Source organism: Aeromonas sp. AE23HZ002T15 (assembly GCF_054165525.2).
The window spans coordinates 3,425,086-3,437,810 of the sequence record NZ_CM201342.1 but is presented as its reverse complement, the minus strand read 5'-3'; the positions used below and the strand labels follow the sequence as shown (position 1 = coordinate 3,437,810).

The window sequence follows — 12,725 nt, the reverse complement described above, 5'->3', positions numbered from 1 at the left end:
TCCCCCTCAGGACGACCCCGTCAAGACCGGCTCGTCGACCGAAATAAAAAGGGCCTGAATCATCAGGCCCTTGTATGGATCACTCGCCGCTTACTGCTTGTCACCTTGGGGCGACTTGAGGTAGCGGAAGAACTCGCTGTCCGGCTTCAGGACCATGAGGTCATTGCCACCGGTGAAGCTCTTGCGATAGGCCTCCATGCTGCGCACGAAGCTGAAGAACTCGGGGTCCTTCTTGTAGCTGTCGGCGTAGATCTTGGCGGCCTCGGCATCCCCTTCACCACGCAGCTGACGCGCATTACTCTCGGCGTCGGCGATCATGACGGTCACCTTGCGGTCAATGTCGGCGCGCAGGATCTCGGCCTGCTCGCGGCCCTGGGAGCGGTGCTCACGGGCAACGGCAGTCCGCTCGGCACGCATCCGCTGATAGATGGAGCTGGAGACTTCCACCGGCAGGTTGATCTGCTTGATCCGCACATCCACCACCTTGATGCCGAGCTCGGAGGAGCGCGCCATCTTCATCAGCGCATCTTCCATCACGGTGCTGCGCTCGCCGGAGACGATGTCCTTGATGGTGCGATTACCGATCTCGGAACGCAGACCGTTGTTGATCTTGCGCTTGAGCAGGTCTTCGGCCTGGATCTTGTTGCCACCACCGGTTGCCAGGTAGTACTTGGAGAAGTCCTCGATCTTCCACTTCACGTAGGAATCGATGATGAGGTCCTTCTTCTCGGAGGTCACGAAGCGATCCGCCTGGCCTTCCAGGGTCTGGATGCGGGCATCCATCTTGCGAACCTGATCGATGAGCGGCACCTTGAAATGCAGGCCCGGCTCATAGAGACGAGGCTCGCCGGAGTCGACGCGCTTCACCTTGCCGAACTGCACCACTATCCCCTTCTGCCCTTCATCGATGATGAAGACGGAAGAGAAGCAGACCATGGCGGCCACAGCGATGACACCAATAGCTATTTTCTTCATCTATTAGTTTCTCCCTGTGCTGAAACGGTCACCGCCACGCAGCGGGGTCGGAGTAGAGTTGGCGCCCTCGTTGGACGGCTGGGCCGGCTCCACCGCAGGAGTACCAGCCGGACGTGCCGGTTGCACCGCATTCGCCTTGCCAGACAACTTGTCGAGCGGCAGGTAGATCATGCTGTTGTTGCCAGCAGGCATGTCGACCAGCACCTTGTTGGTCTGCTGATACAGCTCTTCCATGGTTTCCAAGTAAATACGATCACGAGTCAACTCGGGCGCGGCCTGGTACTGGGGCAGCAGCTCGTTGAAGCGAGCCACTTCACCCTTGGCCTTCAGCACGATCTGGGACTTGTAGCCTTCGGCTTCCTGTTCCAGGCGCTTGACCTGGCCACGGGCCTTGGGCTCCACTTCACGGGCATAGGCTTCCGCCTCACGAATGAAGCGCTGCTCATCTTCCTGGGCGGAGATGGCGTCATCGAAGGCATCTTTCACCTCTTCCGGCGGACGAGCCGGCAGGAAGTTGACGTCGACGATCTGCAGACCCATCTGGTAGGGCTCGATGATGCCATCGATCACCTGCCAGGTCTCCTGACGCACCTTCTCACGACCCGTGGTCAGGACGTCATCCATCTTGGTGTGACCCACCACGTAGCGCAGGGCACTATCGGTGGCCTGGCTCAGGCTCTCGTCCGCATTGGTGACGCTGAACAGGTACTGCTCCGGGTCAACCACGCGATACTGCACATCCATCTCGACCCGGACCACGTTCTCGTCCTGGGTCAGCATGAAGCCGGAAGCGGGCAGGGAACGCACGGACTCCACATCCACCGGGATCACCTTGTCGATGAAGGTCGGTTTCCAGCGCAGACCGGGATCCACGTTGTGGGAATACTCCCCGAAGCGCAGCACCACGCCACGCTCGGCCTCGCGAATGGTGTAGAAGCCGCTGACGACCCACACCACCACGGCGACCACCAGGGCGATGGAGAGGCCGAATTTGCCCACATCACCGCCACCCGATTTGCCGCCACCGAACAGGCCACCAAAACGGCGGCTCACCTTGCGCAGCATCTCATCCAGATCAGGGGGTCCCTGATTCTTGCCGTTATTCCCCCAAGGGTCACGGTCTTTGCCGTTGTTACCAGGCTCATTCCAAGCCATCAGCGTCTCCATTAATACATGCGGATGGATATCATCTCTATCGGACATCAATCGACGACGAGGCCGCTAGGCGCTCATCTTCATGAACGCATCAATGTCTGATAAAGCGTTGTAAACTCTCACCTTCTTGTTTCATGAGGCGGTTCCAGTCGGCCACTTGCAAGCGTACCTCCAGGACAAAATCCCCCTCCTCGCTGAAACCTTCCTGCTCGATGCCCTTGAGCCGATAGAGCGCACTGCGCAATCTGGCGGCCGAGGGCGGTAACTGCAGGGTGTGATGGACCATGGATCCGGCCAGCAATTCGGTCAGGGCCTGGAACAGGTATTCACTGCCCTCCCCGGTCTGGGCTGACAGCCAGACCCGTACCGGGCGCCCCTCTTCATCCCGCTCCAGACCGGCGGGTCTGTCGGCCAGCTTGTCGATCTTGTTGCAGATCATCAGCTGGGGACGGTCATCCGCCTCTATCTCGGCCAGTACGGTCTGAACCGAATCGACGTTCTCCTGCATCTGTTCATCGGCGCAGTCCACGACGTGCAGCAACAGATCCGCTTCGCGGGTCTCCTGCAGCGTCGCCTTGAAGGCCGCGACCAGATCATGGGGCAAGTGTCGAATAAATCCAACTGTATCCGCCAGAATCACATCACCCACATCCTGGATCACCAATTTACGCAGGGTAGGGTCCAGAGTTGCGAACAATTGGTCGGCAGCATACACGCTGGCATCTGTAAGTTGGTTGAACAAAGTGGACTTTCCGGCGTTCGTATAGCCCACCAGAGAAACCGTCGGCACTTCGTTGCGGTTGCGGGCACGGCGCCCTTGCTCCCGCTGCTTCGCCACCTTGTCGAGCCGACGCAAAATCGCCTTGATGCGTTCCCGCAGCAGGCGTCGGTCTGTTTCAAGCTGGGTTTCGCCAGGACCACGCAGGCCTATCCCCCCCTTCTGACGTTCGAGGTGGGTCCAGCCGCGGACCAGGCGAGTAGAAAGATGGCGCAATTGGGCCAGTTCGACCTGCAACTTGCCTTCGTGAGTGCGGGCGCGCTGGGCGAAGATATCCAGGATCAGGCCGGTCCTGTCCACCACCCGGCACTGGAACAGACGCTCCAGGTTTCGCTCCTGGGCGGGGGTCAGGGCATGGTTGAAGATGACCACGTCGGCGCCGTGCATCTGCACCTGATCCGCGATCTCTTCCGCCTTGCCACTGCCGACAAAAAACTTGGCACTGGGCGCACTGCGACTGGTGGTGATCACCCCCAGCGCATTGACGCCAGCCGAGCTCACCAACATCTTGAGCTCTTCCAGATCTTCCCGCTCACCCTCATCACTGAAGTTGACATGTACCAGAACGGCCTGTTCACCAGCTTCATAACGGTCAAACAAGCGCTTGCTCCTTAACAGTTTTCACGATGAATCCGAGTTGGCGAGTCTGCTCGCCGCCAGCTATCACGCCTCGGCTTCACCCTGTTCTTCACCGGCGGCGCCCGGGGCGTGCTGGTGATGGTTGACGGCGCGGGCCGGCACCACGGTAGAAATGGCGTGCTTGTAAACCATCTGGCTCACGGTGTTTTTCAGCAAAATGACAAACTGGTCAAACGATTCGATCTGACCCTGCAGTTTGATGCCGTTGACCAAATAGATAGAAACAGGAATCCGCTCACGGCGCAGCGCATTCAAAAACGGGTCTTGGAGAGATTGCCCCTTAGCCATCTTTCTTTTCCTTATAGTTTGTTGTTTTTAAAACACCGGATATCAATATAACAACCTGATTATACAGGGAGTGTCAAGCCGCACCAGCACGGGCGACGACCCTTGCCAGATTGCCAGACTCACCAGATTCCAACCAGGTCAAATCAGACCATCCGCGCAACCAGGTCATCTGACGCTTGGCCAATTGGCGGGTGGCCACGATGCCACGATAACGCATCTCATCATATCCGACTTCCCCCGCCAGATGGTCCCACATTTGGCGGTAGCCAACGCAGCGGATGGAAGGCAGATCAGGGGTGAGATCCCCCCGTTCATAGAGCGCCCTGACCTCTTGCTCGAACCCGCCCTGCAGCATCTTGTCAAAACGCTGCTCGATGCGCTGGTGCAGCACGGCGCGATCGGAGGGCGCGATGGCAAACTGGTGCACCCGATAGGGCAGCCCCTCCCCCTGAACCTGGGTCAGCTCGGTCAGCGTCTTGCCGCTGATGCGATAGACCTCCAGCGCCCGACTGAGCCGCTGCGGATCGTTCGGGTGGATGCGGGCTCCCGCCACCGGGTCGATGCGCACCAGCTCGTCGTGCAGCGCCTGCCAGCCGAGACGGGCGGCCTCTTCCTCTATTCCGGCCCGGATGGCCGGGTCGGCGGGCGGCAGGGGGGAAAGCCCCTCCAGCAGCGCCTTGAAATAGAGCATGGTGCCCCCCACCAGCAGCGGTATACGACCCCGCCCGGCGATATCACTCATCTCCCGCAGGGCATCGCGGCAAAAGTCAGCCGCGGAATAGCTCAAGGCCGGATCCAGGATGTCGATCAGCCGGTGTGGCGCCTGCGCCAGCTCGGCTGGGGTCGGCTTGGCGGTGCCTATGTCCATGCCGCGATAGATGAGCGCGGAGTCCACGCTGATGATGTCGCAGGGCAGGGCTTGGCACAGTTCGATGGCGAGATCCGTCTTGCCGGAGGCCGTCGGCCCCATCAAAAAAATTGCAGTCGGCAACTCAGCCACGTTTATCATCCTCTGGCACCGGGTATAGGTCGCAAGGGACAACCCCGAGGTTGTTCACTGCCCTTGGCCGGCCGGTGCAAATTCTGCCAGCACGGTCGCCAGCGAGAGCGGGCGCACCATGCGAGGGTCTGCCAGTTGGTCACTGAAATCGGATACAAGTTCCGTCAGCAATCGACTGGCCGTTGAAAAATCATATATTTTTTCGGCGCTTATGCCCTGCTCCACCAGCCATTGGCATACTACCTGAGCCTGCTGGTCTCCATCACTGTCAGATCCGCTCTCGATCAACTGCAGCAATTCGGGTAAGAGGCGCACCAGATCGGTCTGGCGCAGCAAGGCCGGCACCCGAGTCAGGATCATGGTGTCGCGTCCACCGCTTTTCAACTCCAGCCCCACCCGTTTGAGCAGACGTTCTTGCTGCTCCACCAGGGCGATCAGGTTTTTCGGCAGCTTGAAGGAGACCGGCAACAGCAGCGGCTGGGCCGCCAGCCCCTGACCCCAGGCGTCCAGCAACCAGTGGCGCAGCAGCAGGCGCTCCGCCCGCACCAGGGAGAGCAAGGCCAGCTGACCCTGACGCTCCATCAGCAGATAGGCCTGCTCCACCAGGGTCAGGGCGCGATAGCCCTCGGTGTCCATGGCCTTGCCCCCTTGCCCCTGGGCGGGAGCCGGCTCCTCGGCCGCGATGGGCAAGGTGGTGAGCAGAGCCCCCATGCCCCGCATGGCCTCAGCGCGAGGCGGCTCGGGGGGCTGATAGCCACCGGCCCTCGCCGCGCCTCCTTCACTCACCGACCTTGGCTGCGACGGGGTCGGGGCCCGGTAGCTGTGCTCGGCACCGTACCACTCCGGGCGCGGGGCCTGGCCGGGATATTCTATTGGTGGCGCAGAGGGCAGATCGACCTGACTGCTGGCAAGGGGGGCATCCACAGGATCGGCAACCACCACCTCCTGGTGCAGCGCACCGAACAGGGCCTGGAAGATGAAGTCGTGAATGAGGCGGGCCTGATGGAAGCGTACCTCGTGCTTGGCGGGGTGTACGTTCACGTCCACCTGGCGCGGATCCAGCTCGATGTAGAGCACATAGGCGGCGAAGCGATCCGGGGGCAGCAGCTCGTCATAGGCCTGGCGGATGGCGTGATTGATGAGCTTGTCGCGCATCATGCGGCCGTTGACATAGGTGTATTGCAGGTCGTTCTGGGGTCTGGCACCGGCCGGGGTAGCCAGCCAGCCCCAGAGCCGCACGTCGCTGTGTTCGCTCTCCACCGCCAGGGCGTGATGCATGAAGGGGGTGCCGCAGACGGCAGCGAGACGCCGCTCCTGCTCTTGCACCGTATTGGCAGCCTTGTACTGGCGCACCACCTTGCCGTTGTGGCGCAGGATCAGGGTGGCATCGAAGCGGGAGAGCGCGATGCGGCGCACCAGCTCGTCGATGTGGGCGAACTCGGTCTTCTCGCTGCGCATGAACTTGCGCCGGGCCGGGGTGTTGAAGAAGAGATCCACCACCTCCACCGTGGTACCCACCGGATGGGCCGCCGGCTTGATGGTGACGTTCATCTCGCGCCCCTCCGCCGCCGCCTGCCAGGCCTCGCTCTGCTCGGCGGTGCGGGAGGTCAGGGTCAGGCGGGAGACGGAGCTGATGGAGGCGAGCGCCTCCCCGCGAAAGCCGAGACTGTTGATCCCCTCCAGATCGTCCAGGGTCGCCACCTTGGAGGTGGCGTGGCGGGACAGGGCCAGCACCAGCTCGTCCTTGGCCACGCCGCTACCGTTGTCACGGATGCGGATGAGCTTGGCGCCGCCCTTGTCGATGTCTATTTCGATCCGGTCCGCCCCCGCGTCCAGGCTGTTCTCCACCAGCTCCTTCACCACCGAGGAGGGGCGTTCCACCACCTCGCCGGCAGCGATCTGGTTCGCCAGTATGGGGGGCAATATACGGATCGGCATCGCTGACTCCTGAGTTCTTTGGTCTCACCTGGGGGATGATGGTCTATGCCTGCCAGGGCGCTTGCCCGAGGTGGGGCAGCGACCCTTGGTCACAGAACGGCCCCAGTGCCGCCCCGCGGGAGGCGGGGCGACCACCTGCAGCCCTGGGCGGGTGGCCCTTATCCCCGACGCTTAGGATCTGGGGATATAGAGCACCTGCCCAATCTGGATATCCCGCGACTTCAACTTGTTGATCTCCACCAGCCGGGCCTGGCTCACCCCGTGTTTCTCGGCGAGACGGGAGAGGCTCTGGCCGCGGGTGACCACGTGGCGGATCATCTGCGACTTGTCGTTGTTCTGGGTGCTGCTCACCGGCCTGCTAGGCTCCTGGGCCGCCACCTTGTAGGGCTTGATCACCCCGGCGCCCGAGGCGCTGCCCACGCTGCTGACCGGGGCCCCGCCGTCGCTGCTGCGGCTAGTCGCCGGCATGCGGTTGACCACCTGCTGCTGGGGGGCGGCCACCGCCTGTTTCTGTACCGGCTGGCTGGCCACCACGGCCTTCTGTCCCTTGCCGGTCAGCATGGGGCCCTTGGTCGGGTGGCTGCGGTAATAGGTGCGGATCCCCTCGAAGATGGCGCGGGCCAGCTGATCCTGATAGCTGGCGGTGGCCAGCAGCTTCTCTTCCGCGTGGTTGGAGATGAAGCCGGTTTCCACCAGTACGGAGGGGATGTCGGGGGCCTTCAGCACCGCCAGGCTGGCGTGCTCCGGGGCCTTCTTGTGCAGCCGGGCCACCTTGCCCATGGAGCGCAGGATCTGGCGGCTCACCTCATAACCCTCGGCCCTGGACTTGTCCATGGAGAGGTCGAGGAAGGTCTGCGCCAGATAGGGGTTGGGATCGGATTCGGCCAATACCTTGCCGACGCCCCCCAGCAGTTCCCCTTGTTTCTCCTGCTTCTCCAGCCAGCTGCCCATCTCGCGGTTCGCACGGTTGGTCGACAGCACCCAGACGGAGGCGCCGCGCGGGGTGGAGTTGTGGAAGCTGTCCGCATGCACCGACACCAGCAGGTCAGCCTTGGCCTTGCGGGCGATCTCGGAGCGCTTGTTCAGGTCGACGAAGTAGTCGCCGCGGCGGGTCATCACGGAGCGCATGCCGGGTTCACGGTCGATCAGGGCCGCCAGCTTCTGGGAGACCGAGAGGGTCACCCGCTTCTCGTAGGTGCGGCGCGGGCCGATGGAGCCCGGGTCTTCCCCGCCGTGGCCGGGGTCGATGGCGATGACGATGGGCTTGCCGTGGCCTCCCACCGGGCTGGACTGGGCCGCGGCGGCGGCCCCCTTCTCTTCATAGGGCAGATCGATGACCAGACGGTGGCCATAGGGGCCGGCCGGGGCCAGCGGGAACACCACCGGCTTGATGGCCGAGCTGAGATCCAGCACCAGCCGCATGCTGCCCTTGTCGACCGGCGTGCTTTCCCGGATCTTGCGCACCAGCTCGCTGTTGTTCTCGATGCGCGCCAGATTGGCGGCGTTGCTCGCCCCTTTCAGGTCGATCACCAGGCGGCTCGGGCCGGACAGGGTGAAGTAGTTGAAATTGGGGGCGCTGCTCATGTCGAGCACCACCCGGGTGTTGTCCGGCGATGGCCATACCCGCACACTCTTGAGCTGATTCGCATAAGAGGGCAGGGCCAGCAGGGAAAGCATTACGACAAGGATCAAGCGCACTGAGATGACAACCGTTCCAGAATGGCTTCGCCAATAGCAGTGCGGGCCACTATCCGGGCCTCACGCTGCTCGTTTACATACGTCAGGGTAATCTCGAGATCGGGTGCGGGCAGCCAGCCCTCCCCTTTTTCCGGCCACTCCACCAGGCAGAGGGTATCGGCACCGAAATAGTCCCGGATGCCCATGAACTCCAGCTCTTCCGGATCCGCCAGTCGATAGAGATCGAAGTGATAGACCTGCCAGTTGGCCAGTTCATAGGGTTCCACCAGGGTATAGGTCGGACTCTTAACCTTGCCTTGATGGCCGAGCCCTTGCACCCAGCCGCGAGTCAGGGTGGTCTTGCCGGCCCCGAGGGCGCCGTGCAGAAATACCGTGGTCGCCTGCTGGCACGCCTGTGCCAGGCGTCCACCCAGTGCCACCGTTGCTGCCTCATCCGGCAGTGTCATCATCAACTGTTTTGCCATGCTCTTCTTATAACTTGTTACTGTGTCGGATTGACCAGACGGCGGATCCAGGGCAGCAGATCCGATGCCAGCATGCCTCGTTCCCCGTCGGCCGCAGCCAGATCGGCGGCCTCGCCATGGATGGCGACCCCCAGCCAGGTCGCCATGGCGGCGGACCAGCCCTGGGCCAGGAGGGCGGCGATTATACCAGATAACAGATCCCCCATGCCGCCACTGGCCATGCCGGGGTTGCCCTCGCTGCAAAGCACGATGTGCCGCCCATCGCTGATGAGTGACCCCGCCCCCTTGAGCACCACCACACCGCCGTAGCGTTGCTGCAGCAGGGTGACAGCGGCGAAGCGATCCGCCTCGACCTCGGCGATGGCGCAACCCAGCAGGCGGGCCGCCTCCCCCGGATGGGGCGTGAGCACCCAATTATCCTGATGACGGGGCCCCTGCGCCAGCCAATTCAATCCGTCGGCATCCAATACCAGGGGACCGGGGGCCTTCATCTCGCGCTCGAACTGGGCGCGGGCCCACTCATCCCGGCCAAGCCCGGGGCCCAGCACCCGCACCCCGGCCCAGCCAGCATAGTCCTCGCCTGACCCCATCAGCTCGGGTTGCACCAGGCTGGCGGGAGGCAGGCTCGGGTGCTGGCAGAGTCGCACCAGCCCGGCCCCCGCCCGCAGGCAGGCCTGGCCCGCCAGCAGTATGGCACCCTGCATGCCGAGGTTGCCCCCCACCACCAGCACCCGGCCGTTGTTCCCCTTGTGGGCCGAGCGCGGGCGCGGTGACAGGCAAGAGAGAAGTGCGGGGTAATCGATGCGCCAGGCGGCCGGGGAGATCTCATCCGGCGGGGTGACCCCCAGGGGATCGCAGTCGAGCCGACCGACGCCGTCCACCCCGTCACCGGTCAGCATCCCCTGCTTGATGCCGATGAAGGTGAGGGTACGGGTGGCGCGCACCAGGGCCCCCATGGCGCGGCCGGTGTCGCCGTTGAGGCCAGAGGGGAGATCCACCGCCAGCACGGGGGCCAACAACCCATTGATGGTTGCGACGATCTTTGTCATGGAAGGGGTCAGGGGGATATGGACACCGGTGCCGAGCAGTGCATCCACCACCAGATCCGGCGCAGGGAGCAGGCCGGGATCGACCTCATCGGCCAGCACCACGGCACCACCGGCCCCCAGCCAGGCCTCGGCGGCTCGCCTCGCGTCCCCCTTGAGCAACTCGGGGGCCCGCGCAGCTATGACTATGGGGTCGAGGCCGACCCGCCGGGCGAGACGGGCCAGCACATAGCCATCGCCGCCGTTGTTGCCCGGGCCGACGAAGATCCACCAGTGGCGGCTCTGGGGCCAATGGTGGCGGGCATAGTTGCACAAGGCGCCACCGGCCCGCTCCATCAGCTCATAGGTATCACCCCCCTCGGTCTCGGCCCAGCGCCGTTCCAGCAGACGGATCTGCTCGGTGCGCCACAGGGGCTGTGCTAGACTGAGGCCTTCATCTTTGCTGATAACACCTTCGATAACCTGCACCATGACGGCTCCCCACCCCCATCATCCAGCGATCCGGCCTTGCACCGGGCCCATGCCGCGGCCTTGGCCGACGCCCTATGCGTCCCCCCTGCTTTCGTCTGCATGGCAGAGGACAAGCGGCGCAGCATGACGGCAGCCGAACTCCATCAGCTGGCCCAAGATATCAAGCTCTGGGCACGCGAGCTAGGATTTGACCAGGCCGGGATCACCGACACAGATCTCAGGATCGAGGAGCCCAGACTGCAGGCCTGGCTGGATGCGGGCTATCACGGCAGCATGGACTACATGGAGCGACACGGCATGATGCGCGCCCACCCCCATGAACTGCTGCCCGGCACTCAGCGGGTGCTGTCGGTGCGCATGAACTACCTCCCCTTCGAGGCCGGCTTTGCCAGTACCCTGCGGGATCCCACCCTGGGTTACATCAGCCGCTACGCCCTCGGGCGCGACTACCACAAGGTGCTGCGCAATCGCCTCAAGCAACTGGGGGAACGCATCGAGCAGCGCTGCCGGGCACTCGCCCTGGCCTCGGGCCTGCCGCTCGATGAAGCGCTGGGCTGGCGCCCCTTCGTCGACTCGGCCCCCGTGCTTGAGCGCCCCCTCGCCGCCAAGGCGGGGCTCGGCTGGGTGGGCAAGCACTCGCTGCTGCTCAACGAATCGGCGGGTTCCTTCTTCTTCCTCGGGGAGCTGCTCATCAGCCTGCCGCTGCCTTTGGACGCGCCGGTGGAGAAGGAGCAGTGTGGCAAGTGCGTGGCCTGCATCAACATCTGCCCGACCGGGGCCATAGTCGCCCCCTATGTGGTGGACGGGCGGCGCTGCATCTCCTACCTCACCATAGAGAACGACGGCCCCATCCCCGAAGAGTTTCGGCCGCTGATGGGCAACCGCATCTATGGTTGCGACGACTGCCAGCTCATCTGCCCCTGGAATCGCTATGCGGATGCGAGCCCGGAGGAGGACTTCAAGGCACGCCCCAACCTGCATCGCCCGCCCCTGCTCGAGCTGTGGCGCTGGGCCGAGAGCGATTTTCTCAAGCACACAGAGGGCAGCCCCATCCGCCGCATCGGCTATCGGCGCTGGCGTCGCAACCTGGCGGTGGCGCTGGGCAACGGCCCCGCCAGCCCCGAGGTGGAGGCGGCGCTGCAACAGGCGCTGGAGAGCGCCGACCCCATGGTGGCTGAGCACATCGACTGGGCGCTGGCGACCCTGGCGAGGCGCCGGCAGGATGAGAACCGAAAGACGAAGTTGCTGATCCGCTGCATCGAAAAAGGATTGCCAGATCACGCCTGAGTGATCAAACCCTTGCCTGATGTCAGCCATTTTTTCATGCTCTGCCGAGTTTGATCGTCGGCACACAAAAAGGAAGATTCTGATGCAGATGTTGGGAGTAGATATAGGGGGCTCCGGGATCAAGGGCTGCCTGGTCGATACGAAGACCGGCGAGCTCATCGGCGAGCGCCACCGCCTGGCCACTCCACAGCCGGCCACGCCGGCCGCCATCGCCCACACCCTCAAGGCGCTGGTCGAGCACTTCCAGTGGAAGGGGCCGGTGGGCTGCGGCTTCCCCGCCATCATCCACAACGGCATCGCCAAGAGCGCCGCCAACATCGACAAGAGCTGGGTCGAGACCGATGCCGCTCACCTGTTCTCGGACGTGACCGGCCTGCCCTGCCACGTGCTCAACGACGCCGACGCCGCGGGTATCGCCGAGATGCGCTTCGGCACAGGCCGGGATCGCAAGGGGGTCGTCATCCTCATCACGGTCGGCACCGGCATAGGCACCGCCATCTTCGTCAACGGTCAGCTGCTCCCCAACACCGAGCTGGGGCACCTGATGCTGGAAGGCATGATCGCCGAGCACTACTGCTCGGATGCGGTGCGCAAGCGCGAGGATCTCTCCTGGAGCCGCTGGGGCAAGCGCTTCAACAAGTATCTAGCCCGGCTGGAGTTCCTGTTCTCCCCCGACCTCTTCATCCTGGGGGGCGGCAGCGCCGCCAAGCTCGACAAGTTCATCGACAAGATTGAGACCCGGGCCCCCCTGGTGGCGGCGGCCAGCCTCAACCAGGCGGGCATCATAGGCGCAGCCCTCTACGCCGAGGCGCAGCAAGGGAAGTGATCCCCGCTCCCCGAAACTGGAGAGGCCCGGCAGATGCCGGGCCTCTCTCATGTTGCACAGGGGCGACGCCAAGTTGTCGCGGCGCCGGACCACCTCTCCTGACACCCTCTTCATGAGAAGACAGATTATCTGCCGGCAGGGTAACACCGGCGGCCAACCT

At 63.6% G+C, this 12,725-nt stretch carries 11 protein-coding genes; 2 read left to right on the top strand and 9 right to left on the bottom strand.

Features of this window, described 5'->3' with window-relative positions; translation table 11 throughout:
* Window positions 1–90: 90 nt before the first annotated feature.
* From hflC to ACT5M9_RS16065, 9 genes are all read right to left on the bottom strand, one after another.
* Window positions 91–975, bottom strand: a complete 885-nt coding sequence (hflC, locus tag ACT5M9_RS16105; protein WP_438550430.1) for a protease modulator HflC — start codon at window positions 973–975, stop codon at window positions 91–93.
* Window positions 976–978: 3 nt separating this feature from the next.
* A complete protein-coding gene (hflK, locus tag ACT5M9_RS16100) occupies window positions 979–2,130 on the bottom strand; it encodes an FtsH protease activity modulator HflK (RefSeq protein ID WP_438550431.1) in 1,152 nt (383 codons plus the stop codon).
* Window positions 2,131–2,221: 91 nt separating this feature from the next.
* The gene (hflX, locus tag ACT5M9_RS16095; protein WP_438550432.1) at window positions 2,222–3,508 is read right to left on the bottom strand and encodes a ribosome rescue GTPase HflX; all 1,287 of its coding nucleotides are present in this window, start codon (window positions 3,506–3,508) and stop codon (window positions 2,222–2,224) included.
* 63 nt (window positions 3,509–3,571) lie between these two features.
* Complete coding sequence (hfq, locus tag ACT5M9_RS16090; protein WP_011704864.1) at window positions 3,572–3,835, bottom strand: RNA chaperone Hfq; 264 nt, start codon at window positions 3,833–3,835, stop codon at window positions 3,572–3,574.
* 73 nt (window positions 3,836–3,908) lie between these two features.
* Window positions 3,909–4,844, bottom strand: a complete 936-nt coding sequence (miaA, locus tag ACT5M9_RS16085) for a tRNA (adenosine(37)-N6)-dimethylallyltransferase MiaA (RefSeq protein ID WP_457980454.1) — start codon at window positions 4,842–4,844, stop codon at window positions 3,909–3,911.
* A gap of 45 nt (window positions 4,845–4,889) precedes the next feature.
* Window positions 4,890–6,773 carry a DNA mismatch repair endonuclease MutL gene (mutL, locus tag ACT5M9_RS16080; protein ID WP_457980456.1) on the bottom strand — a complete coding sequence of 628 codons (1,884 nt, stop codon included), beginning with the start codon at window positions 6,771–6,773 and terminating at the stop codon, window positions 4,890–4,892.
* Window positions 6,774–6,944: 171 nt separating this feature from the next.
* Window positions 6,945–8,471, bottom strand: a complete 1,527-nt coding sequence (locus ACT5M9_RS16075) for an N-acetylmuramoyl-L-alanine amidase (RefSeq protein WP_457980458.1) — start codon at window positions 8,469–8,471, stop codon at window positions 6,945–6,947.
* Window positions 8,462–8,935 (bottom strand): tRNA (adenosine(37)-N6)-threonylcarbamoyltransferase complex ATPase subunit type 1 TsaE, encoded by a 474-nt coding sequence (gene tsaE, locus ACT5M9_RS16070; RefSeq protein ID WP_438550436.1) that lies wholly within the window; start codon window positions 8,933–8,935, stop codon window positions 8,462–8,464. The genes ACT5M9_RS16075 and tsaE overlap by 10 nt, the downstream gene beginning before the upstream one ends.
* Before the next feature lie 17 nt (window positions 8,936–8,952).
* Window positions 8,953–10,452: an NAD(P)H-hydrate dehydratase gene (locus tag ACT5M9_RS16065; protein WP_457980459.1), complete on the bottom strand. Its 1,500-nt coding sequence runs from the start codon at window positions 10,450–10,452 to the stop codon at window positions 8,953–8,955.
* Window positions 10,453–10,575: 123 nt separating this feature from the next.
* Here ACT5M9_RS16065 and queG point away from each other — a divergent pair, with 123 nt between their 5' ends.
* Both queG and ppgK read left to right on the top strand, forming a co-directional pair.
* Window positions 10,576–11,739, top strand: coding sequence for a tRNA epoxyqueuosine(34) reductase QueG (gene queG / locus ACT5M9_RS16060; protein WP_457980460.1), 1,164 nt, complete (start codon window positions 10,576–10,578; stop codon window positions 11,737–11,739).
* Window positions 11,740–11,821: 82 nt separating this feature from the next.
* Window positions 11,822–12,565 (top strand): polyphosphate--glucose phosphotransferase, encoded by a 744-nt coding sequence (ppgK, locus tag ACT5M9_RS16055; protein ID WP_457980462.1) that lies wholly within the window; start codon window positions 11,822–11,824, stop codon window positions 12,563–12,565.
* Window positions 12,566–12,725 lie beyond the last annotated feature (160 nt).

What these genes read in the sequence shown, in the direction of transcription:
- hflC (WP_438550430.1), bottom strand. Translation starts at nt 975, where the DNA reads ATGAAGAAAATAGCTATTGGTGTCATCGCTGTGGCCGCCATGGTCTGC.
- hflK (WP_438550431.1), bottom strand. Translation starts at nt 2,130, where the DNA reads ATGGCTTGGAATGAGCCTGGTAACAACGGCAAAGACCGTGACCCTTGG.
- hfq (WP_011704864.1), bottom strand. Translation starts at nt 3,835, where the DNA reads ATGGCTAAGGGGCAATCTCTCCAAGACCCGTTTTTGAATGCGCTGCGC.
- miaA (WP_457980454.1), bottom strand. Translation starts at nt 4,844, where the DNA reads ATGATAAACGTGGCTGAGTTGCCGACTGCAATTTTTTTGATGGGGCCG.
- mutL (WP_457980456.1), bottom strand. Translation starts at nt 6,773, where the DNA reads ATGCCGATCCGTATATTGCCCCCCATACTGGCGAACCAGATCGCTGCC.
- tsaE (WP_438550436.1), bottom strand. Translation starts at nt 8,935, where the DNA reads ATGGCAAAACAGTTGATGATGACACTGCCGGATGAGGCAGCAACGGTG.
- ACT5M9_RS16065 (WP_457980459.1), bottom strand. Translation starts at nt 10,452, where the DNA reads ATGGTGCAGGTTATCGAAGGTGTTATCAGCAAAGATGAAGGCCTCAGT.
- queG (WP_457980460.1), top strand. Translation starts at nt 10,576, where the DNA reads ATGACGGCAGCCGAACTCCATCAGCTGGCCCAAGATATCAAGCTCTGG.
- ppgK (WP_457980462.1), top strand. Translation starts at nt 11,822, where the DNA reads ATGCAGATGTTGGGAGTAGATATAGGGGGCTCCGGGATCAAGGGCTGC.